The following is a 25,385-nucleotide window of genomic DNA, read 5'->3' on the forward strand; positions in this document are numbered from 1 at the left end:
TACCCATGAGCGCACTCGCCGGCCTTCGTGTTCTCGACCTCTCGCGCGTGCTGGCTGGGCCGTACTGCACCCAGATACTCGCCGATCTGGGGGCTACGGTCTGGAAAATTGAACCCCTGTGGGGCGACGAAACCCGCAGCTGGGGGCCTCCCTTTATCGAACCCGACGGATGCGCCGGCTGGAAGCCGGGGCCGAAAGGGGAGAGTGCGTACTACCTCTCGGTGAACCGGAATAAGAAAAGCTTGGCCATCAACCTGAAGGACCCTCGAGGGGCCGAACTCGTGCGGCGGCTGGCGGAGAGGGCCGATGTGCTGGTGGAGAACTACAAGGTGGGTGACCTGGCCCGCTACGGCTTGGATTACGCGACCCTAGCTGTCCTCAACCCGCGGCTCATCTACCTCTCGGTGACCGGCTACGGGCAGACCGGGCCGCGGCGAGGTGAGCCCGGTTACGACGTGGCGGTGCAGGGGCTGATTGGCATCATGTCGGTGACGGGCGAGCCGGAGGGGCCGCCGATGCGGGTGCCGGTGGCCTGGATCGACCTGATGACCGGGCTGAACGGAGCCATCGCGGTACTGGCGGCGCTGTTCGAGCGGCAGACCAGCGGCCTAGGACAGCACATCGACCTGGCCCTTTTCGACGTGGGCCTGGCGGCGATGGCCAACCTGGCCCAGAGCTATTTGCTCACCCAGAAGCTCCCAGAGCGGCTGGGAAACGGCCACCCCCAGATCGTGCCCTACGGGGCGTTTGAGGCCGCCGACGGCTGGTTTATGCTCACCATCGGCAACGACGAGCAGTACCGCCGGTTTTGCGGGGCCATCGGCCACCTCGAGCTGTGGGAGGATCCCCGCTTCCAGAGCAACCCCAGCCGGGTCGAGCACCGCGCCGAACTCGTCGCTCGGCTCGCGGAAATCTTGCGCGAGCAGCCCCGAGACCACTGGCTGAACCTGTTGCGGCAGGCCGGGGTTCCCGCCACCCCGGTCAACAACCTGGCCGAAGCCTTCGCCGAGCCGCAGGCCCAGGCCCGGCGGATGCAGGAGGAGGTCGAGCACCCCACGCTCGGACGGATTCCCCTCCTGGGCAGCCCGCTGGGGCACCTCTCGCGCACCCCCGCCGCGATCCGCCGTGCCCCGCCGCTCTTGGGGGCCGATACGCTCGAGGTTTTGCGCGACGAACTGGGCTTGGGCGAGCCGGAGGTGCTCGAGCTGGCCCAGGCCGGGGTACTCAAGCTACGGTAAAATCGCGCTAATCCCTCGCGTTGGGCGTACGACGAGGACGTTAGGGCCGCAGGAGACCTCCGCACCCAAATCGCCGGGGCGCTAGGTGAGCTTGCTGACAAACTGGAAAACCCGGAGTGTTATGTTGCAGACCTAACGAGCCCCCCACCGTAGAGGCCTGTTTGTCCATGGGGGCTCGCCCCGGGAGGAGAGCATGAACAAGGTATTCGCCTTTTTGGTTGCGCTGGGGATGGGCCTGGCCCTGGCGCAAAAGGGTCCTGTCGTGGTCGGTTCCAAGATCGATACCGAGGGGGCGGTGCTGTGCCAGATGACCAAGCTGGTCCTCGAGGCGGGCGGTTTCCGGGTCAGCGACCGTTGCAGCTTCGGTCCCACCGCGGTAGTACGCAAAGCCCTCCTCTCGGGCGAGATCGACCTCTACCCCGAGTACACCGGCACCGCCGTCACCCAGTTCTTCCCGGGCGAGAAAATAGACGCCCGCAACGCCGCCCAAGCCTACGCCAAGGCTAAGCAGCTGGACGCTAAAAACGGCGTCGTCTGGTTGGCGGCGGCTCCGGCTAACAACACCTGGGCCATCGCGGTGCCCAAGGCCCTGGCCGATAAGGAGAACCTCAAGACCATCGCCGACTTCGCCCGGTATGTCAACGCGGGCAAGCCGGTGAAGCTGGCGGCCAGCCAGGAGTTTGTGGACCGCGACGACGCCCTCAAGGCTTTCGAGAAGGTCTACGGCTTCAAGCTCAAGCCCGAGCAACTGCTCATCCTCCCCGGCGGCAACACCACCCAGACCGAACAGGCCGCTGCCCAGGGCACCAGCGGGGTCAATGCCGCCATGGCCTACGGCACCGACGGCGGGATCGCGGCCCTCGGCCTGGTGGCCCTCACCGACCCGCAGGGCGCGGTGGCGGTGTACCAGCCTGCCCTCACCGTGCGCAAGGCCGTAGCCGACAAATACCCGGAGATTGCCCGGCTGATGAACCCCATATTTGCCGCGCTGGATGAAGCCACCCTCTCGAGCCTGAACGCCCAAGTGGCCGTAGGCGGCAAGAACCCGGCCGACGTGGCGCGGGGGTACCTCCAGGGCAAGGGCCTCCTGAAGTAGCGGTGGAGGGCTTGCGCCCAACTCGGCGTCCGTTTCTGGTCCACCCCGTGGCGTGGTTGGCTGCGGGGCTGGGTCTGGGGGCGCTTTGGGGGCCCTGGTTGGTGCTCAAGCCGACGCGTATCTCAGCCGGAGTGGGTTACACGGCGTTCGGACTGGAGCCCCTTTGGGCGGCGGGTATGCTGGTCCTTTGGCTTGCGCTACCCGCTTTCAAGGGGGCCTGGCGCGGGCTGGTCGCGGGGTTGGGGGTACTGCTCTGGGGCGGTTTGGTCTTCGCCGGGACGGGGCGATTGCTGGCGGGGGCCGGGGAGTTCGCCCGGGTTTCTCCAGGGGGGGGCTTCTGGCTCAGCATCCCGGCTTTTTACTTGGCGTTCTTCGCCGCCTACCGCGAGGCGGGCTGGCGGGCCACCTGGACGGCTCCGGTTGCCTTGGCCGCCCTGGTCTGGCTGGGGGTTTTCGACCGGATGGGCCCTGTGGTGGAGTTGGACGCTTGGCGTTCCCAGTTCGGCACCGAGGCCTGGCGGCACCTGGCCCTCTCCGGTAGCGCCCTCATCCAAGCGGTGCTGGTCGGGGTTCCGTTGGGGATCCTGGCCTCGAGGGGACGTAGCTTCGGCTGGGTGGTGGGGGCGGTGGGGTTTTTGCAGACCATCCCTTCCTTGGCCCTCTTCGGCCTTTTGCTGGTGCCGCTGGCGTGGCTTTCCAGGGCCCTGAGCCTCGAGGTCGCCCTGGCCACGCTGGCGGTTGGGGCTTTGCTGGTGCGCGCCTTCTGGGCGGTGGGGAGCTGGGCGGTGTTCGCGGTGGCCCTGCCGGTGGGGATGCTGGGCATGGCGGTGATCGGGGCGTTGCTCTTTGGCCTGTTGGGTCCAGATCCGCTGCACCTGGCTCTGAACGCGCCGCTCGCCGAGGCGGGGGTGCGGGGGATCGGGGCGGCCCCGGCGGTGCTGGCGCTCACCCTCTACGCGCTGTTGCCCATCGTGGCCGGGACCAGGGCAGGGCTACAGGCCATTCCCGAGGAGCTCCGCCAGGCCGGGCGGGGAATGGGCATGAGCCCGCGGCAGCTATTTTGGCAGGTGGAGCTGCCGCTGGCGTTGCCCCTGGTGATGGAGGGGGTGCGCGGGGCCGCCGTGCTCACCCTCGGCCTCACCACCGTCGCCGCCCTCATCGGGGCGGGTGGGCTGGGCTTCTTTATCCTGCGCGGGGTGGAGGGCGGGGCGCCGGATCTGGTGCTGCTAGGGGTCGTGCCGGTGGTCGCCTTGGCCTTGTTGGCCGACGTGCTGCTGCGGCGGCTGGGGCGATGGCTGAGGCCGCGGGGGGTGGGATGATCCGCTTCGAGAACGTCGTCAAGCGCTACGGCGAGGCCCTGGCCCTGCGGGGGGTGAGCCTCGAGGTGGCGCAGGGCGAGCTGTGCGTGCTGCTGGGGCCTTCGGGGTGCGGCAAGACCACCCTCTTGCGCCTGGTGAACCGCCTGATCGAACCCAGCGAGGGCCGGGTCTTGGTGGGCGGCCGGGACGTGATGGACCTGGACCCGGTGGAGCTGCGGCGGGGGATGGGTTACGTCATCCAGGGCATCGGGCTTTTTCCCCACATGACCGTGCTCGAGAACATCGGGGTGGTGCCCAAGCTCCTGGGCTGGCCCAAGGAGCGTCGCGTGGCCCGGGCCCGCGAGATGCTGGCGTTGGTGGGGCTCGAGCCAAAGACCTTTCTCCACCGCTACCCCCGCGAGCTCTCCGGCGGGCAGGCCCAGCGGGTGGGGCTGGCCCGGGCGCTGGCCGCCGATCCGCCGATTCTGCTGATGGACGAGCCCTTCGGCGCGGTGGACCCGCCCACCCGCGCCCGCTTGCAAGAGGAGTTCTTGAGGCTCCAGGCGGTGCTGAGAAAAACCGTCCTCTTCGTCACCCACGACCTCGAGGAGGCGGTGCGGCTGGCCGACCGCATCTGCTTGATGAACCAGGGCCAGATCGAACAGCTAGACCCCCCCGAGCGCCTGCTGACCCACCCCCGGACCCCCTTCGTGGAGCGGTTTTTGGGGGAGAGCCGGGCCTTGCTGGTGCTCGAGCGCCACCCCCTCTCCGAGCTGCTCCAACCCTTGCCGGGCGGCCCAAGCCCGGACGGCCTGCCCCTCCTCTCGCTCTCCGCCACCGCCCGCGACGCGCTCTCGCAGATGATCGCCGCCGGGAGCGACCGGGCGCTGGTGCAAAACGAAGCGGGCGAAGTGGTGGGCGAGGTCTGGATGAGCATGGTATTGGCCCTGAGCAAAGGGGCCCGGTTTAGCGGGGATGGTAGGGGAGGGGTGTTTTTGGGACGACCGCGGGAAGGGGCGGGTTAGACATCCTGTGGAAAGCTTCGCGGCCATCATGAGGCTGTTGTCAGGCTCCAAGATCGGTGGGTGGGCGCTGGGTTTTGCCGAGCCAGGCAAAGGATGATAGCGTGAATCGGATCGCGGCCCCTCGGAATAAGGGAATCTGGCTCTCGCTCGGGCTATGGGCTGGAGTGCTGGTGCTCTTTGCCCAGCAGGGGCTCTGGCGGGCGGTGCTGGGACGGCTGTTCCCTAGCGCGCCGACCCCCATCTTCGAGCGGCAGACGCTCCTGAACCTGGCCCTCGAGCACCTGGGCCTGACCTTTGTGGCGGGCGGGCTGGTGCTGCTGGTGGGGTTACCGGTGGCGGTCTGGGTAAGCCGGCCCCAGGGGGAAGAGTTCCGACCGCTGGTGGAGAGCTTGGTCGCAGTGGGGCAGACCTTTCCGCCCCCGGCGGTGCTGGCGCTGGCCCTGCCCCTCTTCGGGTTTGGGGCCCAGGGAGCGGTGCTGGCCCTTTTTGTCTACGGGCTATTGCCGGTGGTGCGGAACACCCTCGAGGGCTTGGCCGGGCTCCCCCAGGATGTGCTCGAGTCGGCCCGGGGAATGGGCCTCGCGCCGCGCCAGCGGTTGTTCTGGGTCGAGCTTCCCCTGGCGCTGCCGGTGATCCTCTCTGGGGTCCGTACCAGCTTCGTGCTGATCCTGGCGACCGCCACCCTGGCCCCGCTGGTGGGCGGGGGCGGCCTGGGGGTGCCGATCATCGCTGGGCTGGCTGTCTCCAACCTGGCCTTGGTAGCCCAAGGAGCCGCCGCGGTGGCGATCCTGGCGATCCTCCTAGACTACACTTTCGCCCAGCTCGAGGCTTGTTTAGCCCCCTGGCGGTGACCAGCCATTGTAGCAGTCACCCTATGCGTGGCTCCCTTTTTGGCCAAGATGGCTGTAACGCTGGTGTAACGCTTGGTCTGCTAGGGTTGGCCTCGAGGCTGCTTCAAGGTTGATTGGCTAGTTGCACCGACATGTCCCGGCCTCGTCGGGCGCGGTTTCCAAGTTGACCCTATTCCCCTGCCTCGGGCGATGACGCACAAGCCACCGTGACCCCTTCCCAGTGTGGGGAAAGGAGGGGTGGTTTACCCAGGATCGGCTCGCCAGACGGGTTCGGCCCCTATCTGCCCGAATGGTGAAGGGCGCTTTAGGCGTGGGGCCTGCGGAAAGGAGCTTTATGGCCAGAGAAAAACCTACCGAAGCTATCCGCATTGAAAAAGAACGTTCACAGTTCCGCCAGTTGATCGCCAGGAATCCCAACCACTTTGGCAACTTAGAAAGCGGCCCCAAGGCTGCCCTCAAGTGGCAGCCCAACACCAAGTACGAACAGCTCACCTGCTTGGGCTATAACCCCGACCTCGACCAGCTCGAGGCGGTGATCGAGGTCAAGCTTCCGTTTGGCTACGGGGGCAGCCTTTGCCAGAAGGGCACGTTCGAGTACGTGCGCTTCTTCATCGACTACGGCGGGGGTTGGCAGGATCTGGGGGTAGTGGCCACCCACGTCTACGACATCCCCAACGCCAACGACTGCGCCGGGAAGCCTAACAAGCCCCTGACCTACGCGGTGAGTCTCAAGCTCGATCCCCACCGCAAGTGCTGCGACACCGCGGTGATGCCCCGGGTACGGGCCATCCTCTCCTGGGAATGGGTTCCCCCGCCCCTGCCTACCTGGCTTCCCCCCTGGGGAAGCGTGCTGGATGAGCACATTCAGATCAAGCCCACCAACAAATGGTGGTGCCTGTTCGAGCACGTGGACGTGACGATCTGGGACAAACTCAAGCTCGATCCGGAAATCCTTAAACAGATCGTCAAGCCCATCCCCATCCCCGAACCTGACCCACCCCCCTTCGCCGAGCTGGCCAAGCTTTACACCATGCCGGGCGGGGCCCGGGAACTCAAGACCGCGGTAGAGCCACACCGCTTCGGCTTTAGCGAGCTGCACCCGGTTCTCACTGCCCAGGGTGTTGGCCCGGAACTCATCTCTGGGAAGCTCGAGCAGTGGAAAAACCTTGGCCTAGACTGGGCCGCAGCCGTGGATGCCCTTGACAAGACCCAAGGCAACGTCAGCTATGAGGAACTCGACTGCCTAGCCCTAGATACCCACCGTGAATGGTTGGTCGCCGCCTTTACCATAAAGCGGCCTAGCGGTTACTCAGGGGATCTATGCAGCAAAGGGAGCCTCGAGTACGTGGCTTTCTGGGCTGACTGGGAAGATACATGCGAATGGGAATACCTGGGCACGGTGGCGGTGAACGTCCACGACATCCAAAACCTTCCCGCCGGGGGGCTGCACTACGCGGCCTTGCTCAAGGTGGACCTCAATCCCCATCGTCGCCCGTGCGCCAAGGCCAAGCCCTCACGGGTGCGGGCGGTGCTCTCTTGGGCTACTCCGCCCTCTACTACTGATCCCGACGCCGTACCTTACTGGGGCAATCGCCGCGATACCCACGTGCAAATCCGTCCGGGCCAGCCCGGCATCAACCTCTACCGCATCGGCGGGATCGTGGTTACCGATATTGACGGCTCGAGCGGCCTGACCTTGCCCAGTGCGACCTTCGAAAACGGCTTTGCTCCCGACGCGCTGGGTCGCCCCTGCCCGTTCGCGGGCCGGGTAGTGATCACCGGGCCGGCCTACCCCGGCATGTATTACCGCGTGCAGGTGCGGCGGCAGAACCCGCTCACCCTGGCCTGGGAATCTTGGGCCAACGTCACCACTACCTTGAACCTGGTGAGCCCTTCCCTGGTTTCCTTCAGCAATGTTGAGGTTATGAATGGTTTCTTCCTCTATGCCCCGGACATTGACAGCCGCTTGGCTTGGTGGGACACCACCGGGGACGAGCTGTGGGAAGTCCGATTGCAGCGGGCCACTGCTCCCAACGAGGCCTCTATCGTAGACGAGGAGACCCACCGGGTCCAGCTCGACAACACCTGGCCCGAGGCCGACATCAACATCGACTCGGGTGGCAACTGCAAGGACTTTACCCAGGGTGTGACGCTCACCGGCCACTTCGTGGCCCGCGACAAGTACTTTGGCTCCTATGGCCTAGGCACGCTCCCCTTTGCCGCCCCCGCCGGGCAGCCGGTGCCCTCCGCTGGAACCGGCCAGACCGCCGTAGCCCCCGGCGACTCCTGGTCGCTCAACACCACCGGGATGCAACCTTGCGGTTACGTGATGATCGTGAATGTTTGGGACCGAGCCATTGTCAATAGTGCCTCCGTGGGCCACCAAAGCTCCAAGGCGGTAGGGTTCTGCTTACGGGAGAAATAAGTGTGCAAGGGGACGGTGAGTATTCACCATCCCCCCACAAAGCACGGGGAGAGTATGTATTTACTCATCGGTACGCCCTTTGACCCTTGTATCGAGCGGGTCCACCGGCGGCTTCAGGCCATGGGTGAGGAGGTGCTGGTCACGCCTGAACCGCTGGCCGGGGAAGCCCAGGTGCGCTGGGACCTGACCACCACTCGTTCGCTGAGCCACCTGAGGCTGGGCCAGCACTCCTTCAGCCAGGAGGATCTGCGTGGCGTGTTGGTGAGGGGCTCCGGTGTGCCCCTACAACCCGCCGAATGGGACCCCAAAGACTACGCCTACATGCAGGCTGAAGCCCAGGCGGCCCTGCTGGCCTGGCTCAGGAGCCTGCCCTGCCCGGTAGTCAACCCGGCCCGGGCCGAGACCTTTTACCGCGCGCACACCTTGCCCGAACAGCGGGTCTGGCTGGCTCGAGCAGGCTTTCCTATCGCGCCGATCCTCGTCACCAACTCCTCCGCTGAGGCCCGGGGGTTTGCCCGGCGTTGGGGAGGCAACCTCAGCTACGTTCCCCTTACCTCGGCCATCCGCTACCCCATCGATACCCCCGCGCAGTGGGCCGAACTCGAGCGCTTGATGACCTACTTTCCGCTAGCTTTGATGGAGCCCGAAGGCCCTAGCTTCTACCTGAGTTTGGCCGCAGACCGATTGCTCTGGAGCGAGGGGCCAGATAGTCGGGTGGAACCTACCCCAAAACAGAAAGAGCGCCTCGGAGACGCTACCCGGCGGCTGGCTGGCTTGCTGGGGGTGCAGATGTTGCAAGTCGAAATTCAGCTCAGCGATGGGCATCGTCGCGAAAATACGCCTCGAGCCTTCGGGTTCAGCTTATACCCGGAGTTCGCCCTATACGGCGAAGCCGAACAAGAGGAGCTGGCCCAAGGAGTTGTAGCTGCTTTGCAGGGGGTGCGGGCATGATCTTGGTCTGCGGCGGCTTGGCCGACGTGGTCACCGAGCTGGTGTGCGCCCGGCTCGAGGCCCTCGGCTACCCCTACCGGCTCCTCGACCTGGGGCTTTTTCCCGAGGGTTACCGGGTGGCCTGGCGCTGGACCAGGGGCGTGCCCGGCGGGTGGGTGCGAGCTCCCGACTGGAAGCTGCATTTGAGCGAGGTGAGCGGGGTCTTCGTGCGCTATCTAGGCTCGGACGGGCACGCCCCGCTGCCGGAACTCTCCCCGGCGATGGCTGAGGCGGTGATCGCCGAGAGCCAGGCTGGCCTGATGGCCCTGCTCGAACACCTGCCGGTCTTGGTGGTGAACCGCGCGGCCCCCTCGGTCTCCAACCACTCTAAGCCCTACCAAGCGCTATTGGTGCGGGAGTCTGGGCTCAAAACCCCACCTACCCTGGTCACCAGCGACCCAGAGGCCGCGCTCGAGTTCTACCAACACAACGGTGGGGAGGTCATCTTCAAGTCCTTGAGCGGGGTGCGTTCGGTGGTGCGCAAGATGAACCCCTCCGATCTGGAGCGGCTGCACCTGTTGCGGCACGGGGCAGCCCAGTTCCAGCGTTATTTGCCGGGCGACAACGTGCGGGTTCACACCGTTGCTGACGAAATATTTGCCACCCGCGTTCGCTCGGAGGCGGTGGATTATCGCTACGCCCGGCGGCAAGGCCACACCGCCGAGATGGAGCCCACCGACCTGCCGGATTCGGTGGCCGAAGCCTGCCTGCGACTGACCCGCTCGAGCGGGCTCGTTCTCGCTGGCATCGACCTGAAGCAGACCCCCCAGGATGAGTGGTACTGCTTCGAGTTCAACCCCTGCCCGGGATTTGCCTACTACGAGCAGCACACTGGTCAGCCCATCAGTGCCGCACTGGCCGAACTGCTCAAGGCGGGCATCCAGGCTTAAGGAGAAGCCCATGGCAGAAAAAGAACCCTTCGTACCGCAGGAAGACCGGCCCAACGTGGAGTTGCCCAAGCCCGACCAGCCCCTCACTGAGTTGCGGGTGCGCGATCTGAGCGCTCTGCTGGGTAACGCCCTGGCCATCAAGCCCTGGTTCAAGGACCTGAAAGACCACAAGTTCGAGAAGTTCGAAAAACCCGAATTCAAGGAGTGGAAGGATCACAAACACGAGAAATTTGAGAAGCCCGAGCACAAGGAGTTCAAAGACCACAAGCACGAGAAGTTCGAGAAACCCGAGATCAAAGACGGGAAACACGAGAAGTTCGAGATTCAAGAGCCCAAGCAGTTCAGCCTCGAGCCCGGCCCTGGTAAGGGAGCGGGTCTCGAGCCCGGCCCTGACCCCACCAAGCGTTTTGAAGAGGTGATCAACCAGGTTATCCAAACGGTCAGCGAGCTTAAGGCCTCGGTGGATAAGCTGGGCGAGCGGGTGAGCGCCTTGGAAAAAGGACGCCGCGGCTAGCCGAGCTGGATACCGCCCAGCCCTGGAACCCCGGGGCTGGCGGTTTTTGTTCGCCTCGAGCCCCAGATTGGTCAGCAGGGAAAACAAAAAGCGTCCCCGGCTCCCTGACGGCACCCGCTCCTAAGGCACTTAGGGCTGCTGCCTTCCGGCCCTGACCCGGTTCATGCTGGAACGCCGCGTCAGACCGAGGACGCCCAAAAATCCTAGCACATCCTAGGGGCAAAAGAAAACCGGTCGCGCACCGCGTAGCGATCCGCAACATTAAGGAAATGTAACCCCGGTGTTTATATGTTCCGCGGTAAGCCGAGACCGGCCATATACTGTGGGCCATGAACGCAGTCGAAGCCGCGACAGGCGCTGCTGCTTTGGTCCAACCGGCGAGCCTCGAGGCCCAGAACGTGGGCAAAAAATATGGCCGCAAACCGGTCCTCGAGTCGGTGAGCTTCCGGCTCAACCCCGGCGAGGTCTATGCCCTGGCCGGTCCCAACGGCTCGGGCAAGACCACCCTGATCCGGCTGTTGACCGGGCTGGCCTTTCCCACCTCGGGCCGGGTATTGATGCTGGGCCACGACCTGCACAACGGCGGCTACGCGGTGCGGCGCTATCTGGGCGCGGTGGTGGAAGCCCCGGCGGCCTTCTACCCTCACCTCACCGGTCGGCAAAACCTCGAGATGCAGGCCTTTCTCTCCGGGCTCACCAACGCCGAGGCCCGTATCCGCGAAGTGCTGGCCAAGCTCGAGCTATTGGCGGTGGCCGATCAACCTACCGGGGCGTACTCGCTGGGGCAGCGGCAGCGCCTGGGCTTGGCCGCAGCGATTCTTCCGGCGCCCAAGGTGCTGGTGCTGGATGAGCCCACCTCGGGCCTCGACCCTTTGGGGATCAACAAGGTCCACGAGATCCTGGCCGAGCTGGCCTGGAACGGGACGGCGGTGCTGCTCTCCACCCACCACCTGCGCGAGGTTTCAGGCTATGCCGATCGGGTGGGCATCCTGGGCGGGGGCCGCCTTATCGACGAGGTGACCATGACCGCCAAGGGAGAGCGCTACCGGCTGCGGGTGAACGAGCCCGAACGGGTGGCTGCCCTGCTCAAGACGGTCCCCGGGATTGAGAACGTAACCTTACGCGACGTGGTGATCGTCTTCGAGGGAGCTCCGCAAGCCGCTATCGCCGAGGTGGTGCGGGAGGGGTATCAGGTGCAGGCCCTCGAGCGCGACTACTTCGACCTCTACGACTACTACCGGGAGCGGGTGCGCAATGCTTAGAGAGGAACCCATGGCGCTGGAACCGAAGGTTGTTGTCGGCGGGATTAGGCCCTTGGGCCGGGTGGTCTTGTGGGAGTTTGGCAAGCTGGCGCGGCTGCGCTCGGTTCGGGTGGGGTTGCTGGTGGCGTTTTTGCTCCCCTTTCTGTGGGCCTTGGCCCCCACCGCCGGGCTCAACCAGATCTATGGCCTGATCCTGGTCTCGGGCTGGCAGGTTCCGGCCTTGGCCCTGCTGGCCGGGATGAACTTCCTCTTTCCCTTTCTCACCGCGATGGCTGCGGCGGAGGTAATCGGCAGCGAGGTGGCCCAAGGCACCCTCAAATCGCTATTGCTGCGGCCTTTCCCCCGTTCGGGGATCCTGCTGGCAAAGGTGGTGACGGTGCTCAGCTACCCCTACATGCTGCTGCTAGCGGGCCTCCTGGGGTCGCTTTTGGCCGGAGTTATTCACGGCTTTGGCCCCTTTGCGGGGGGGACCGGGCTAGGGGCAGAAGGTTTTGCCGGGGTGGGGTTGGTGGCTCCCGCCCAGGCCATCGCCGAGATCCTGCGGGCTTATGCCCTGGCCGGGCTGGTGCTGTGGCCCATCTCGGCGCTGGCGCTGTTGTTCGCGGTGGTGTTCCTTTCGACCACGGCGGCGGCCTTGGCAGCGGTGGCCTCGATTCTTTTGATGCAACTTCTGAGCCCTTTTATCTTTTTACGTCCTTTCCTCCTCACCACCTATTTGGGGCTGTACAGCCCCGCCACCTATGCCCAAACTGCCGGGCTTTTGGGGCTGACCTCAACCCATACGGTGCTTCCCCAGGGGCTGGCGCTGCTCTTGATCTACACGGCGGGGTTTGCGGCTTTGGCGCTACTGGTCTTCGACCGCAAGGATGTATAGGGGCTCGCCGAAACCCCTTTGCGCTGCCAGGAGCCTCTAGCCTTGGGGGTTTTACGCTAGGCTATCCTCATGGGTAAATTGACCCACTTCCAAGAGGGTAAGCCGCGCATGGTGGACGTAAGCGAGAAGACCCCCACCTTGCGCATCGCCAAAGCTGAAGCCAGCGTCTTGCTCGAGCCCGAGGCGCTAAGGGCTTTGCAAGAAGGCGGGGTGGGAAAGGGCGACCCTTTGGGGGTGGCCCAGTTCGCCGGAATCATGGCGGCGAAGAAGACCGGCGAGCTGATTCCGCTGTGCCACCCCTTGCCGATCTCTATGGTCGACGTCACCCTCACCCTCGAGCCGGAGAAGGCCAGGGTGCACATCACCGCTACCGTCAAGACCAAGGCCGAAACCGGGGTGGAGATGGAAGCCCTGACCGCATGCGCGGTGGCCGCGCTCACCGTCTATGACATGCTCAAAGCGGTCAGCAAGGGGCTCGAGATCACCGACTTGCGCCTTTTGTATAAATCGGGCGGCAAGTCGGGAGAGTGGCAGCGCCAGGGTTAGAGCGCTTGTACGGCGGCCATGTGAACCGCGCCGGCCCGCTTGAGAACCGGCTGGAGTTTATCTCTTAGCCAGTAGCTCGTAGGCGGTCGCCAGCCCTTGCTCGCGCTGGGTCTCGAGGAGCTTCCGGTATCTGGGCGCTGCCCGCCCACCCGCGGCCTCGAACTCCTCCAGGTAGCGCAAAGCTACCTCAGCGTCGTTCAGCTGCCCCAGGGCCTCTTGTAAAGCCTTGAGGTCTTCCACGTCTTGCCCCAGGTATTCTCGTGCATAGCGCAGCCGCCGCAAGGCCCGGCGCAAAGCGTGCAGGTCTTCGAAAGAGCGGGTGGCGTTCCAGGCTGCCTCGCGCTTTTGCACCCGCCGCTCGAAGCGCTCCAGCCTTTTTTCCGCCTCGAGGATGGAAAGCGGGGGGAGGTTGCGCAGGGCTCGAGTGAGCCCCGCCAGACGGGAGGCGTCGAGCATGGGGGTGAACGCTTCCCGAGCGGCCTGGAGTTTTTTGGCTAGCCAAGCCGCCAAAGGCTTGGGCAACGGGCTGTGCAGCATCACTTCCAAGTCGCGCACCTTCCCGGCGCTCTGCACCAGCCAGCGCAGGTCGTCGTGCAGCACCCGATACCCCCCTAGCTCGAGCCAGACCCGCAGGCGCCGCCCTGCTACCCGCACCTGGTGTACCCCTTCGGGATCATCGCCTTTTCGGGCCACGGGGAGATGGTTTTCCAGGTGAAGCAGCCAACGGGTGGGCGCGATCATACTGGGCAGTCCAGTCCGCTTCAAATCGCCCGCAGCACGCTGGGCGGAAGCAAGGCCAATAGCTGCATCTTGCCGGGCTCTGGTTCACCTCGCAGCTGGGCTACTCCCCCCTTTTTCACGATGAAGGCGGTAGCTTTCTGGGGATCCCCCAGCACCAACCAGGCGCACAGTTCGCTGAGCCAGGGCTCGTGACCGACCAAACCCACCCGGTCTTCCTCGCCGAAGCCTGCCAAAGCCGCGAGCAAGCTCTCTTGAGGGGGTTCGGCCAGAGCCGGCATGACCTCGCTCTCCCCATCCACCAGCTTCATCAGCAGATCGGCGGTCTGCACGGCCCGCAGCTTGGGGCTATGGTAGAGCCTGGAGAAGCGCACCTCGAGCTTCTTTAGCCCTTTCACCACCTGACGGAAGCGGCGCACGCCCTCTTCGCTCAGGGGCCGAGCCTCGTCTGCGAGGCCCTCCGGAGCGGCATCTTCGGCGATAGCGTGGCGAATGAGGTAAAGCTGCATAGATCCCCCTCCTGATTCTCCCACATCCCGGGTTGCTACGAGTACTTCCAGTACACCTCGAGTTCCCGCCCGAACGCTTTGCGAAAAAGGCCCTGCTGTTTGCGCACCTCGGCCAGCTCGACCCAAGGCTCTTCGGCGGCCTCGAGCCCCAGCCGTACCCGCGTAGCCTCGAGGGTGACCGCTACCCCGGCCACCCGTCCGGCGCGGGAGCGCTCGAGGTACTCGGCCAAGCGCAATAGCGCGGCCAGGCGCTCCAGGCGCTTGCCATCCTCCGGAAGCATCAGCGGTTTGTAGCCGCCCAGCTTGGGTTCGCCTTTGCGGTGGTAGCGTACCAGCAGGCCGAGCAACGCCTGTTCGCGGTGGGTAAGGCCAGGCAAGGCCGAACCCATCACCAAGTATTCGCCGTGTTTGTGGTGGTCGTAGTAACCCACGCTCATCCCGATGTCGTGGAGCAAAGCGGCTTCGTCGAGCAGCCGCTCTTCCGCCGGGCCGTAGCCGTGCAGGGGAGCCAAGGCGCGGAAGAGCTGGCGGCAGAAGTTGCGCACCCGGGCGGTATGGGCTATCTCCTGGGGATAACGGGCAAAGAGGTTGCGTACGCTAAACCCCCGCACATCTGGGACTAGGTGGGGTGGGGGGAGAAAGTACCGGTAAAAATACCCTTCGCGCACCCCCTGGCCGCTGATCCACACCCCCTCCAAGCCGGTTTCCCGCAGCACCGTGCGGTAGACCAACCCTCCGGCAGGGATCACGTCGGCGCGGTCGGGCTGCACCCCCTCAACCTCCCGTCGCTCGGCTACGGACTGGCGCAGCAGGGCCTCGAGCCAGCTTTCCAAGTCGTCTCGGGAAAGCCAGTAACCGTGCAGGATATCCAAGGGGTAGCGCCGCCGCTTCTGGGCTAGCTTGGCGAGATTGCGCACCGTCCCGCCCATCGCTACCAACGGCAACCGCTCGCGCCTGAGCCCCTTGAGGATCTCCTTGAGTTCCTTACGCACGAAGTCCTCTAACTCCTCGATCTCGCTTTTTTTGGGTGGATCTGAACGGAGGAACCGCTCGCTCAACCGTACCGCTCCCAGCGGATAAGCCTCGCCGAAGGCATAGCGACGATCCTTCATGCGCGAGATCTGGGCGCTTCCCCCGCCCAAATCCATCACCCAGGCGTCCTCCAAGGCAAAGCTATTGGCCACGGCCAGCACCCCGTACTGGGCTTCCTCCGCGCCGGAGAGAATGCGCACCGGCAAGCCGATCTCGCGGATACGTTGTAAGAACTCCGGGCCGTTCTCCGCGTCGCGCAGGGCGGAGGTGGCGATAACCTCGAGCCGCTCGAGGGCGGTGGCCTGAGCGAAATCGGCGTATAGGCGAAGTGCGGAGACGGCCCGCTCTATCGCCGCGGGAGAGAGCCTTCCCCCCTGCCCCAACCCCTCGCCCAGCCTCACCGGCTCGCGAATCTCATCTATCAGGCGAAAGTGCTTACCCGGCTCGTACGCAAAGACCACCAAACGGCTGGTGCCTGAGCCCAAATCCACAATCCCAATACGCTCCATAGGCGCATCATATTCGCCATGGAGAGCAAGCGGTCGGATGAGCGCATCCCCTAGGGGTCAGGCTCATACTTCCCTGACATATGCCTGACAAACTTGGAGCTAATGGCCGCACCGCTACCGCTGCGCATATCACCAGAGGCCGCCTGGCTCCAGTTCAACCGGCGGGTGTTGTTACAAACCGAGCGCCCCGACTTCCCGGTGCTGGAGCGCTTGCGTTTTTTGGAGATCTGGGCGGCTAACCTGGACGAGTTTTTCTCCGCCCGGATCTCTCGAGCCTTTCTGGAGGAGCGGGGCAGCGAAGGATACAAGGCTCTATTGGCGGAGGCCAAATCCCAGGCCGACTTCGCCGAGGATTGCTACCGGCGCTTTTTGCAGGAACTCGAGCCCTTGGGAATGCGGGTGCTCTCTCCCGAGCAGCTCAGCAAGGCCGAGCTGCGCTATTTTGGGGCCTACCTAGCCGAGGAAGTAGCCCCCAGAACCGACCTCATCCAGCCCGAGGGGCTGGCTGATCTCTCCAGCCGGGCGCTATATTTCGCCAGCGGAGAGGGGTTGCTGCAAAACCTGATTCGCCTCCCCGAGAGCATCCCCCGCCTGCTGCCGATCCCCGGGCGTGAGGGCAGCTTCGTGCGGCTAGGGGAGCTGGTGCGCCACCGCAACGACTTATTCTTGCCCCATCCCGCCAAGCTGTACGAGCTACGGGTGATCCGCTTGGCCTCCCTCGAGCGCAGCCGGGTGGATTGGGACGAGTTGCCTGAAGCGCTGGAAGCCCGTCTAGACGGCAAGGTGAGCCACCTCGAGGTCGAGGAGGATTTCCCTCCGCACTGGGCCGAAGCCATCCGGGAAGCTTTGGGGCTGGCCGCCGAAGAGGTGTTCCGCCTGGCCCCGCCGCTTGACTTGCGCTTCGTCGGCATCTTGGTAGCCGCCGGGCCAGGTAAGGAACGGTTCGCCTCGCGCCCCCCCGAGAAGCCCCGCCGCTTCATAAAAAACCCCTGGCCCACCCTCGATGCGCAGGATTTGCTCCTTTGCCACCCTTACCAAGACTACCGGGCGGTAGAGGCGTTTGCCTGGGCCGCCGCCAGCGATCCCAAGGTGGAGGCCCTGCGCGCGACCCTGTACAGGCTGGGAAGGGAAAACCGCTTGGCCGAGGCCTTGATTGCAGCGGCCAAAGCGGGTAAAGACGTAGCGGTGCTCTTGGAGGCCAGAGCGCGCTTTGACGAGCTGCTCAACCTCTACTGGGGGCTGCGTTTTAGCGCGGCGGGAGTACGGGTGCTGCCGCTGCCCGGTAAAAAAGTACACGCCAAGGCCCTGTGGGTGCAGCGGGGGCGCAAGGCTTACGTGCACATGGGCACCGGCAACTACAACGCCCTCAACGGCTCGCTGTACACCGACCTATCCCTATTTACTGCCGATCCCAAGGTAACTAAAGAAGTGGCCGCGTTCTTCCGGGCGCTGGAAACCCGCCATGCACCGGCCCCCATCCTCATCAAAACCGGTCCGGCCATCCGCGAAGCCCTCCTCGAGGCCATCCAGAAAGAAGCCCATAAAAAGGGGCAGATCATCCTCAAGGTCAACCACCTCACCGACCCCGCCATCCTGGCCGCGCTCGAGGAAGCCGCCGAGAAAGGGGCGCGGGTAGACTTGATCGTGCGCAGCACCCTCACCCTGCTTCACCCCAAGTTCCACGCCCGCAGCCTGGTAGGGCGTTACCTCGAACACGCCCGGGTGGCGGCTTTCAAAAACCGGGGCAAGTGGGCGGTTTGGGCCGGGAGCGCCGACCTCATGCCGCGCAACCTGGACCGCCGCTACGAGCTATTCTTTCCGGTGCTCGACCCAAAGGCCAAGCGCCGGGTCTTGCGGCTGCTCAAAAGCCAGCTCAAGGATGATGTGAACACTTTCCTCCTGTACCACGACGGTTCACAAAGGGCTCTGTGGAAAGGTAAACACGACGCCCAGCGCCCCTAGGGATCGTTGCCATAGGCGAGAACGATCCACCGCGTTTCGCGTGCAAGGGGCATCGTGAGCTCCGCCTGGCACCTACCGGGCCTCGAGGGTCGGAGCCGAACCGGGCTCGAGCAGGCTACGGTGGTCCTTGAGCACCACCCCGCTCAGCCCATGTTTGCGCACCAGGCGGTCAAGGTGGGCCTGGCGCTCGGCCAAACGGGCGCCGTAGGAGGCGTTGGCTCCATGTTGGGCGACAGCGACACCCCGACCGGGTAGCCGTAACAGCGGGTATCCAGCCTCAACCACCCGCAAATACCAGTCCCAATCCCAGTAATCGGCCATCTCGGGGTCAAACTTTCCCAGCTTTTCGTGCAGCATGCGCGGATAGGCCACCGCAGAGGCCAGCAAGGTATTGTCCTGGCGCAAGCTTTGGGGGGTTGCGGCGAAGTCGAAGGGGTGGCGCTCGAGCTCGATTCCTTCGCGCTCGCGCACCAGCCACCCACCCCGGTACACCAGCGCGGGTCCGTTGCGCAGCGCCCGCAAGATGCGGTGCAGGTGGTATTCGTCTTCCCACCAGTCGTCATCGTCCAGCAAAGCCACCACTTCGCCGTGGGCCTGCTCGAGGGCGGCGTTTCTGGCCTCGACCTGCCCCCGGCCAGGATTGCGAAAGGGCCGGATACGCGGGTCATCCAGCGAGAGCGCGGCCTCCATGCCCTCTCCCGCCCCGTCATCGGCCACCAGGGCTTCCCAGTGGGGATAGCTTTGGGCCTGCAGGGAGCGCAAAGCTCGCCGCAACAGCTCAGGCCTTCCTCGGGTGGGCACCAGGATGCTGACCATGTACCCCAAGTTTGCCACATCCTTGTCATCCCGCCCTCAGGTCAGGGCCTGCACCGTATAAGCTGGAGAGGTGACTAAGGCCAAGATCTGCGGCATTACCCGCCTGGAGGACGCCCTGCTGGCCGAGCGGCTGGGGGCTTGGGCAGTGGGGTTTATCTTGGTTCCGGGTACCAAGCGCTACCGCCCGCCCGAGCACGTCCGTCGGATCAGCGAGCAGCTGGGGCCTTTTATCTGCCGGGTCGGGGTGTTTCAAGATGCCCCGCCGGAGGTGGTGCTCGAGCACATGGCGCAGGCCAAGCTCCAAGTCGCCCAACTCCACGGCTCTGAGCCCCCCGGCTGGGCCGAGAAGGTGCGCCAGCATTACCCGGTCATCAAGGCGTTCCAGCTGAGCGGACCTGCCGATGCGGCGATGCTCGAGCAGGCCCTGGCTTATCCCTGCGACGCTTTGATGCTAGACGGGGTCAACCCCGGGAGCGGACAAGGGTATCCGCTTGCGTGGCTCGAGCCCTTCCTAGGGCATCCCCGGCTCATCGTAGCGGGTGGGCTGAACCCCGAGAATCTGCCTTCGGTATTGGCTTTACGGCCGTATGCGGTGGATGTATCGAGTGGGGTGGAGGAAGGCCCCGGGCTCAAAGATGGCCAGAAAGTCGAGCGCTTCTTGGCGGTGGTTTCAAGAGCACGGTGAGTGCCCCTCCGAGATTGGGGATCTGCGTTTGGCGGGTACGGATACGGCTTACCAGACCCCTTATTTCCCCCACCTGCGTCGCCCGGCGCGCGCAGGCAGGGAAGAGGGGTAGGTTTTGCTACCGGCGCGAGCAGGGGCTGGCTGCCGCCCGCGAGCTATTTGGCTAAGGGATAAACTCCAAGAACTCCAGCCGATTCCCGAACGGGTCGGTGGTGTAAAACCTTCTGCGACCCGGGATCATTTCATCCCACTGCACCGGGTATCCGGCCTTCTCCAGGCGTCGGGCTAGCCTTCGAATCTCCGTCACCACGAAGGCGGGGTGGGCTTTTTTGGCTGGTTGGAAAAGCTCTTCGATCCCTAAGTGAAGCTCCCGGTTATCCGCGAGTCTGAACCAGACACCTCCTCGGTGGAGGAGTTTTTGCGGTTTGGGGATCTCTGTTAGCTCGAGCAATTCTCCATAAAACGCCCGGGCCTGGGTCTCTTCGCCGTGCGGCATGGCTAGCTGAACATGATCCAACCCCTGGACCATACGCACCTCCGGTAGTGTTTGGCCCGGTGTTCAGATGCTGAGCGGACTGGCCAAACCTTGGCTCTCGCGAGCGCTTGGGGCATAGGGCTATCCCCCAAACTTCGGCGCTCGCTTTTCGAAGAAAGCCGCGATTCCTTCAGCCAGGTCACCGGTCTCGCGCACCCAGGCGTTGGCCATGGTCGCCAGCCGGAAGCCGTCCTCGAGCCCCATCCCCGGCAGGGCGTGAAGGAGTTCTTTGGTGAGCGCGAGCGAGGTGGGCGCGCCTGCGATGACCTCCCTGGCTAGCTCCAGGGCCTCGTCCAGGACTTGTTCCTGAGGTACGACCCGGTTCACCAGGCCCATCCGGTAGGCCTCTCCCGCCGAGACGAGTTTTCCGGTCAGCAGCAGCTCCTTGGCGTGTTTTTCTCCCACGTTTCGCACCAGGATGACCCCTACCAAAGCCGCCACGAAGCCGATCTTGACCTCGGTGTAGCCGATGCGGGCCTCCTCGCTCATCACCGCCAGGTCGCAAGCGGTCGCTAAGCCGGCCCCGCCCGCCACCGCCGGACCCTGGATGGCGGCTATGGTGGGTTTAGGGAAGGTGTATACACGGTGGAAAAGGCGCATGAGTTCCCTTGAGTGGGCGTAGTTGGCCTCGGCTCCCGCGGTGGTGACGGTTTTGAGGAACTCGAGGTCGGCCCCCGCACTAAAAGCCGACCCGGCCCCGGTCAGCACCAGCGCCCGCACCGAGGGCTCCTGCTCGGCGGCCTCGAGGGCTTTCAGAAGCCCCGAGACCATCTCGGGCGAGAGGGGGTTGCGCCGCTGGGGGTCATTGAGGGTCAGGATGCGGAGGCTGCCGTGATCGCGGGTTAGCACGCTCATGTTTTCATGCTAAAGCACCGGAGGGGGCGATGCTGTATCGCCAGGTGGCACGACTTGCAGTTCGGCTCGAGTCCGGCTATACTCGGCAGTTGGCACGGCCTTACGGAAAGCCCTGAGGCCGAGCTTCGTCCGGGTTTGTGGGGCCCGCGCGCCCTACCGGCGAAGCGTGACGGGGGATTTTCATGTTCGCGATCATCAAGACGGGTGGGAAACAATACCGCGCCGAACCCGGGGCTAAGCTTCGGGTGGAGAAGCTCGAGGCCGAGCCCGGGACGACCGTGGAGTTCGACGCGCTGATGCTCGGCGGTGAGCAAGTGACGATAGGTGCCCCTTTCGTCGCCGGGGCCAAGGTGGTGGCCGAGGTGGTGGGGCACGGTAAGGGCAAAAAGGTACGGGTGGCTAAGTTCAAGGCCAAGATACATTACCGGCGCAACCGGGGTCACCGCCAACCCTATACCGACATCGTGGTCAAGGAGATCCGGGCGTAAAGCCGGAGGCTGATAGCCGATGGCCGCTATTAGCTACTAGCTGTACGCTATCAGCGAGGTTTATATGGCACACAAGAAGGGTCTGGGTTCAACCAAGAACGGACGTGACTCCCAAGCCAAGCGCCTGGGGGTCAAGCGCTACGGCGGTCAGGTGGTGCGGGCTGGGAATGTGCTGGTGCGCCAGCGGGGCACCAAGTTCAACCCCGGGGCGGGCGTGGGCATGGGCCGCGATCACACCCTCTTTGCCTTGGTAGATGGGGTGGTCGAGTTCCACGACAAGGGCCGCCTGGGCCGGTATGTCTCGGTTAAGCCGCTCGGTGGCGCTGGCGAAGCCTAGCCTTCCCCCGTCCGGTCTCTCCTGGGGTCTCCCGGGTACTCCGGGCGGGATTTTTGTTGGATGATGTTTCGGGATGTCCTCGAGATCACCGTGGCTGCCGGTAGGGGCGGTGACGGGGCGATCAGCTTTTGGCGCGAGAAGTACATCGCCAAGGGCGGCCCCGACGGGGGCGACGGGGGCCAGGGGGGATCGGTGGTCCTGCGGGCCTTGGGCCAGGTGGACTCGCTCTCTAACCTCTCCAAACGCACCTACAAGGCTGAGGACGGCCAGCACGGCTCGGGTAAGGGCATGTTTGGCAAGGCTGGGCGTGACCTGGTGATCGAGGTCCCCCGGGGAACCCGGGTCTTCGATGCCGAGACCGGGGCGCTTTTGGCGGACCTGACCGAAGAGGGCCAGACCCTGGTAGCCGCGGAGGGCGGGCGAGGGGGTTGGGGCAACGCTCGCTTCGTCACCCCCACCCGCCAGGCCCCGCGCTTCGCCGAGGCCGGGGAGCCCGGAGAGAAAAGGCGGCTGCGGCTTGAGCTGATGCTCCTGGCCGACGCGGGGCTGGTCGGCTACCCCAATGCCGGGAAGTCCAGCCTGCTGGCGGCGTTGACCCGCGCCCAGCCCAAGATCGCCAATTACCCTTTCACCACCCTATCCCCCAACCTGGGGGTGGTGGAGCGCGGCCTGGAGCGCTTTACCCTGGCCGACATCCCCGGCATCATCGAGGGAGCGAGCGAGGGTAAGGGGTTAGGGCTCGAGTTCCTGCGGCACATCGCCCGTACCCGGGTTCTGCTGTATGTGCTGGACGCCAGTGAGCAGCCCGCCGCTACCTTCCAAACCCTGCGGGCCGAACTGCAAAGCTACGACCCCGCCCTTCTCGGCCGGCCTGCCCTCATCGCCCTCAACAAGGTGGACTTGCTGGAGGAAGAAGAGGTGCGCCGGCTCGAGGGCGAGCTTTCCCGAAGCGGTCTGCCGGTGCTAGCCATCTCGGTGCTCGAGCGGAGAGGGCTGGAGGGCCTGGTGGAGGCCCTTTTTGCGCTGGTGGCGGCAGCCCCCCGGCCAGCCCTAGCCACCCCCGCGCCGCCCCTCGAGGAGCCCCAGGGGGTTCATGTGCGCGAGGTCGAGGAAGGGGTCTACGAGGTGCAGGCTCCCCAGGTGGAGCGCCACCTCAGGCGCCTCAAGGGCGATTTGATGGAGGCCTCGAGCTACCTGCAAGACCTCTTCAAGCGCTATGGGGTCGAGTCCGCCCTTAAGTCCAAAGGCGTGCGGGCTGGCGACACCGTGCGCTTGGCGGGCCTCGAGTTCGAATACATTCCTGAGGTCTAGATGTCGGCTGAAGGCCAAACGTTTTACCCCAAGGGGCGGCTCCGGGCCTCCGGGGCTGCGCGCGTCGCCATCTTCGGTGGCAGCTTCGACCCTGTTCATCTGGGCCACCTGATGGCTGCCTCCGAGGCGGCGGAGGCGCTGGATTTAGATAAAGTGCTCTTCGTGACCGCGGCCCGTCCCCCGCACAAAACCCCGGTGGCCCCACCCGAGGCCCGCCACGAGATGGTAGTGCTGGCGACAGCCTACGATCCCCGTTTTGAGGCCAGTCGGCTCGAGCTGGACCGCCCCGGCTTCAGCTATACCGTGGACACCCTGCGCCAGGCCCGTCGGCTCTATCCTCAGGCGGAACTCTTCTTTATCACCGGGGCCGATGCCTATCGCGATATGGACGGCTGGCACGAGGCCGAGGCCCTGCCCGAGCTGGCCCAGCTGGTGGCGGTAACCCGACCCGGCTATCCCTTTTCCATCCATCCTTTTTTCCAAGCCCACGTTCGGTTATTGGATATCCTCGATTATGAGGTTTCCAGTACGATGGTGCGCGAACGGCTGCGGGCCGGACGCAGCATCCGCTATCTGGTGCCGTTGGAGGTCGAAGAGTACCTGGCCAAACACGGGTTTTACCGATAAGCGAGATGGACCAGGAGGGGAGAGAAGTTGATTCAACGTCGGAAAACCGCACCGCAAACCCCGAGGCTACGAGAAGAGGGGCTGAAACCGACCCAGCCGCCTCGTGAGACCGCAAGCGAGGCACCGGATTCCTCCCTGGGGGTAGAGCCCCTGATCGAACGGGTTAAGGCCCTGGTCAAACCCGAGCGCTTTGCCCACATCCTCAGGGTGGCCGAGCTGGCCCGCCAGATCGCGGAGGCCAACGGGCTGGATGGCGACCGGGCTTATTTGGCCGGTATTCTCCACGACGCGGCCCGCGACCTGCCCCCCGAACGTCTGTTCGAGCTGGCCCCGCCGGAGATCCCGCTCGAGCGCGAGCACCCCAAGAGCCTGCACGGGCGCGCCGGGCGGCGTCTGGCCGAGGGGTGGGGGGTGAGCGATCCGGAGGTGCTCGAGGCCATCGAGGGGCACGTCTACGGGGTAGACCCCACCTATCCGGTAGCCATGGCGGTGTACGTGGCCGACGTTTCCGAGCCGGGCCGGGGGGTCAACGCCGAGATTCGCGAGCGGGCGCTGGCCGGTGACCTGCTGGGGGCCTACCGTGAGGCGGTGGAGACCAAGTTGCGCTACCTCGAGGGCAAGGGCATCCCTCCCCACCCCCGCACCTTTTCGGCGCACAAGAAATTGGTGCAGGGAGCCGGGTGAGGGGGCCGCGCTCACCGCGCTTGGCAGCTTCTTGAATTCGGTGTAAGCTGCTCCCGCCTCTGCGGCTATGGGTTGGGCTGACTCCTCTGCCCGGCCTCGGTTCGTTCGGTGTAGCGTTTGGTGATTATGCGTCCTCGGATCTCCTTGCTCCTGCTTGGCCTGGCCCTGCTGGCCTTGGCTGGGGTGCTGGCTTTGACTCCCTCCAAGAGCGAGCTGCGCTCGGGAGAGAGCGCCGCTTACCGGGTTGGCCCGTTACCCGAGATGAGCCTGGTGGTGGCGGCCCGCGACACCGAGTACTGTGGCTACCACACCGCCTGCGGGCCAGGGAAGCGCACCGACACCATCCTGTACGTTCACTTGCGAGGAGGGCAAGCCGAGATCCTGGCGATCCCACGCGACCTGCTGGTGACCTACCAGGGGGTGAGCGGCAAGGTCAACGCCATTTACGGACGTATGGGCGCTGACGGTTTGCGCCGGGCGGTGGAGGAGTTGCTGGGGGTGCCGGTGGAGCACTACTTGATCCTCACCTTCGATAGCGTGGCGAAACTGGTAGACGCCGTGGATGGCATCGAGGTGAACCTTCCCGAGCCGATGCGCTACACCGACCGGGCTGCCGGGCTCTTCATCGACTTTCCCGCCGGGTGGGTCAAGATGGATGGCAAGGACGCGGTCAAGTACATGCGCTTCCGCCACGACGCCAGCGGCGACTACACCCGCCTGGACCGGATCAAGGGGGTGCTCTCCCAGGTGGCCCAGAAGGCCCAGAGCCCGCGTTACTGGTTGCGTCTGCCGGAGGTGGCCCAGGAGGTCTGGCACCAAATCGAGACCGATCTGAACTTGCCAGAAGCCCTGGCCTTTCTGCCCTACGCCCGCGGCCTCACCCTGCGGGTGGCCAGTTTGCCCACCTACGAAGAGGGCAACTACCTGCTCTCCGACCCAGCCCAGCGCGCGAGCTTCGTACAGGGATTTTTGGGGTTAGCCCAGGGTGAGGCTACCGCCGTTCCCGAGGGGCGGGTGCTGCTGGTGAATCAGGGGGGTAAAGGGGGGCAGTGGCTCGAGGGCTTCGCCCAGATGGCCCTGCCCGAGCCCGAGCTGCGCGAGGAGAATCTGGGGCTCGAGCCGGGCGTATACATCTCCTCCTCGGCTTTGGCCAGCCCCCGCAGCCGCCAAGTCCTGGAACTGGGTCGCTACTACAGCGACCTCCTGCACCTGCCGCTCATCGGTCGCTTCCGGCCCGTGGTGGAAGGGTACGACGCGGTGGCGGTGTTGGATCCGCCGCCCCCCTAGC

26 protein-coding genes and 1 other RNA gene are annotated in these 25,385 nt (G+C 65.0%); 20 read left to right on the top strand and 7 right to left on the bottom strand.

Translation table 11 applies throughout. The annotated features are described in order from the left end of the window. Window positions 1-5: 5 nt before the first annotated feature. The 9 genes from DNA98_RS02545 to DNA98_RS02585 all read left to right on the top strand — a co-directional run bounded on the left by DNA98_RS02545 (window position 6) and on the right by DNA98_RS02585 (window position 10,327). Complete coding sequence (locus DNA98_RS02545; protein ID WP_110525255.1) at window positions 6-1,238, top strand: CaiB/BaiF CoA-transferase family protein; 1,233 nt, start codon at window positions 6-8, stop codon at window positions 1,236-1,238. A gap of 193 nt (window positions 1,239-1,431) precedes the next feature. Then, entirely contained in the window at window positions 1,432-2,334 is a 903-nt protein-coding gene (locus tag DNA98_RS02550) for an ABC transporter substrate-binding protein (protein ID WP_110525258.1), read from the top strand. Window positions 2,335-2,510: 176 nt separating this feature from the next. Beyond that, on the top strand, window positions 2,511-3,653 hold the full coding sequence (locus tag DNA98_RS02555; protein WP_233493015.1) for an ABC transporter permease: 1,143 nt from the start codon (window positions 2,511-2,513) through the stop codon (window positions 3,651-3,653). Further along, complete coding sequence (locus DNA98_RS02560; protein ID WP_233493017.1) at window positions 3,626-4,657, top strand: ABC transporter ATP-binding protein; 1,032 nt, start codon at window positions 3,626-3,628, stop codon at window positions 4,655-4,657. Before DNA98_RS02555 ends, DNA98_RS02560 begins: the two co-directional genes overlap by 28 nt. A 101-nt stretch (window positions 4,658-4,758) precedes the next feature. After that, complete coding sequence (locus DNA98_RS02565; RefSeq protein ID WP_110525260.1) at window positions 4,759-5,508, top strand: ABC transporter permease; 750 nt, start codon at window positions 4,759-4,761, stop codon at window positions 5,506-5,508. Window positions 5,509-5,842: 334 nt separating this feature from the next. Further along, on the top strand, window positions 5,843-7,933 hold the full coding sequence (locus tag DNA98_RS02570; RefSeq protein WP_110525262.1) for a hypothetical protein: 2,091 nt from the start codon (window positions 5,843-5,845) through the stop codon (window positions 7,931-7,933). 54 nt (window positions 7,934-7,987) lie between these two features. Then, a complete protein-coding gene (locus tag DNA98_RS02575) occupies window positions 7,988-8,884 on the top strand; it encodes a hypothetical protein (protein WP_110525264.1) in 897 nt (298 codons plus the stop codon). Continuing rightward, window positions 8,881-9,813 (top strand): RimK family alpha-L-glutamate ligase, encoded by a 933-nt coding sequence (locus DNA98_RS02580; RefSeq protein WP_110525266.1) that lies wholly within the window; start codon window positions 8,881-8,883, stop codon window positions 9,811-9,813. Before DNA98_RS02575 ends, DNA98_RS02580 begins: the two co-directional genes overlap by 4 nt. A gap of 10 nt (window positions 9,814-9,823) precedes the next feature. Continuing rightward, window positions 9,824-10,327 carry a hypothetical protein gene (locus DNA98_RS02585; protein ID WP_110525268.1) on the top strand — a complete coding sequence of 168 codons (504 nt, stop codon included), beginning with the start codon at window positions 9,824-9,826 and terminating at the stop codon, window positions 10,325-10,327. 90 nt (window positions 10,328-10,417) lie between these two features. On the opposite strand, the gene ffs is transcribed toward DNA98_RS02585, so the two are convergent. Next, window positions 10,418-10,518: signal recognition particle sRNA small type (gene ffs / locus DNA98_RS02590), an RNA gene on the bottom strand. Window positions 10,519-10,656: 138 nt separating this feature from the next. On the opposite strand from ffs, the gene DNA98_RS02595 reads away from it, so the two are divergent. From DNA98_RS02595 to moaC, 3 genes are all read left to right on the top strand, one after another. Further along, window positions 10,657-11,589: an ABC transporter ATP-binding protein gene (locus tag DNA98_RS02595; protein WP_110525270.1), complete on the top strand. Its 933-nt coding sequence runs from the start codon at window positions 10,657-10,659 to the stop codon at window positions 11,587-11,589. A 52-nt stretch (window positions 11,590-11,641) separates the two neighbouring features. Next, window positions 11,642-12,463 (top strand): ABC transporter permease, encoded by an 822-nt coding sequence (locus DNA98_RS02600; protein ID WP_110525432.1) that lies wholly within the window; start codon window positions 11,642-11,644, stop codon window positions 12,461-12,463. 69 nt (window positions 12,464-12,532) lie between these two features. Further along, complete coding sequence (moaC, locus tag DNA98_RS02605) at window positions 12,533-13,009, top strand: cyclic pyranopterin monophosphate synthase MoaC (RefSeq protein WP_110525273.1); 477 nt, start codon at window positions 12,533-12,535, stop codon at window positions 13,007-13,009. A gap of 57 nt (window positions 13,010-13,066) precedes the next feature. Here the strand turns inward: moaC and DNA98_RS02610 are convergent, their stop codons facing one another. Genes DNA98_RS02610 through DNA98_RS02620 form a run of 3 tightly spaced genes read right to left on the bottom strand, consistent with a single transcriptional unit; the run spans window position 13,067 to window position 15,797 of the window. Continuing rightward, window positions 13,067-13,750 (bottom strand): CHAD domain-containing protein, encoded by a 684-nt coding sequence (locus DNA98_RS02610; protein WP_110525275.1) that lies wholly within the window; start codon window positions 13,748-13,750, stop codon window positions 13,067-13,069. Window positions 13,751-13,770: 20 nt separating this feature from the next. Next, window positions 13,771-14,256 (bottom strand): phosphohistidine phosphatase SixA, encoded by a 486-nt coding sequence (sixA, locus tag DNA98_RS02615; protein ID WP_110525277.1) that lies wholly within the window; start codon window positions 14,254-14,256, stop codon window positions 13,771-13,773. 35 nt (window positions 14,257-14,291) lie between these two features. Beyond that, the gene (locus tag DNA98_RS02620) at window positions 14,292-15,797 is read right to left on the bottom strand and encodes a Ppx/GppA phosphatase family protein (protein ID WP_110525279.1); all 1,506 of its coding nucleotides are present in this window, start codon (window positions 15,795-15,797) and stop codon (window positions 14,292-14,294) included. A 102-nt stretch (window positions 15,798-15,899) separates the two neighbouring features. On the opposite strand from DNA98_RS02620, the gene DNA98_RS02625 reads away from it, so the two are divergent. Then, window positions 15,900-17,759 carry a polyphosphate kinase gene (locus tag DNA98_RS02625; RefSeq protein ID WP_174720035.1) on the top strand — a complete coding sequence of 620 codons (1,860 nt, stop codon included), beginning with the start codon at window positions 15,900-15,902 and terminating at the stop codon, window positions 17,757-17,759. Between the two features lie 72 nt (window positions 17,760-17,831). Here DNA98_RS02625 and DNA98_RS02630 read toward each other — a convergent pair whose 3' ends face one another. Next, window positions 17,832-18,575: a glycosyltransferase family 2 protein gene (locus DNA98_RS02630; RefSeq protein ID WP_110525281.1), complete on the bottom strand. Its 744-nt coding sequence runs from the start codon at window positions 18,573-18,575 to the stop codon at window positions 17,832-17,834. 70 nt (window positions 18,576-18,645) lie between these two features. Between DNA98_RS02630 and DNA98_RS02635 the strand changes: the two genes are divergently transcribed. After that, window positions 18,646-19,260: a phosphoribosylanthranilate isomerase gene (locus DNA98_RS02635; protein WP_110525283.1), complete on the top strand. Its 615-nt coding sequence runs from the start codon at window positions 18,646-18,648 to the stop codon at window positions 19,258-19,260. 163 nt (window positions 19,261-19,423) lie between these two features. On the opposite strand, the gene DNA98_RS02640 is transcribed toward DNA98_RS02635, so the two are convergent. Continuing rightward, window positions 19,424-19,789, bottom strand: coding sequence for a VOC family protein (locus DNA98_RS02640; RefSeq protein WP_110525284.1), 366 nt, complete (start codon window positions 19,787-19,789; stop codon window positions 19,424-19,426). Between the two features lie 87 nt (window positions 19,790-19,876). Beyond that, window positions 19,877-20,650 (bottom strand): enoyl-CoA hydratase/isomerase family protein, encoded by a 774-nt coding sequence (locus DNA98_RS02645; protein WP_110525286.1) that lies wholly within the window; start codon window positions 20,648-20,650, stop codon window positions 19,877-19,879. 182 nt (window positions 20,651-20,832) lie between these two features. Here DNA98_RS02645 and rplU point away from each other — a divergent pair, with 182 nt between their 5' ends. The 6 genes from rplU (at window position 20,833) to DNA98_RS02675 (ending at window position 25,384) form a co-directional block, all read left to right on the top strand. After that, the gene (rplU, locus tag DNA98_RS02650) at window positions 20,833-21,138 is read left to right on the top strand and encodes a 50S ribosomal protein L21 (protein ID WP_110525288.1); all 306 of its coding nucleotides are present in this window, start codon (window positions 20,833-20,835) and stop codon (window positions 21,136-21,138) included. Window positions 21,139-21,202: 64 nt separating this feature from the next. Further along, complete coding sequence (gene rpmA, locus DNA98_RS02655; protein ID WP_110525290.1) at window positions 21,203-21,475, top strand: 50S ribosomal protein L27; 273 nt, start codon at window positions 21,203-21,205, stop codon at window positions 21,473-21,475. A 63-nt stretch (window positions 21,476-21,538) separates the two neighbouring features. Next, the gene (gene obgE, locus DNA98_RS02660) at window positions 21,539-22,786 is read left to right on the top strand and encodes a GTPase ObgE (RefSeq protein WP_110525292.1); all 1,248 of its coding nucleotides are present in this window, start codon (window positions 21,539-21,541) and stop codon (window positions 22,784-22,786) included. Then, a complete protein-coding gene (gene nadD, locus DNA98_RS02665; protein WP_110525294.1) occupies window positions 22,787-23,413 on the top strand; it encodes a nicotinate-nucleotide adenylyltransferase in 627 nt (208 codons plus the stop codon). It abuts the gene before it with no gap. 135 nt (window positions 23,414-23,548) lie between these two features. Beyond that, the gene (gene yqeK / locus DNA98_RS02670) at window positions 23,549-24,097 is read left to right on the top strand and encodes a bis(5'-nucleosyl)-tetraphosphatase (symmetrical) YqeK (protein ID WP_110525437.1); all 549 of its coding nucleotides are present in this window, start codon (window positions 23,549-23,551) and stop codon (window positions 24,095-24,097) included. Window positions 24,098-24,223: 126 nt separating this feature from the next. Next, on the top strand, window positions 24,224-25,384 hold the full coding sequence (locus DNA98_RS02675) for an LCP family protein (RefSeq protein WP_110525296.1): 1,161 nt from the start codon (window positions 24,224-24,226) through the stop codon (window positions 25,382-25,384). Window position 25,385 lies beyond the last annotated feature (1 nt).

The organism is Meiothermus sp. Pnk-1 (assembly GCF_003226535.1).
Lineage (GTDB): Bacteria > Deinococcota > Deinococci > Deinococcales > Thermaceae > Allomeiothermus.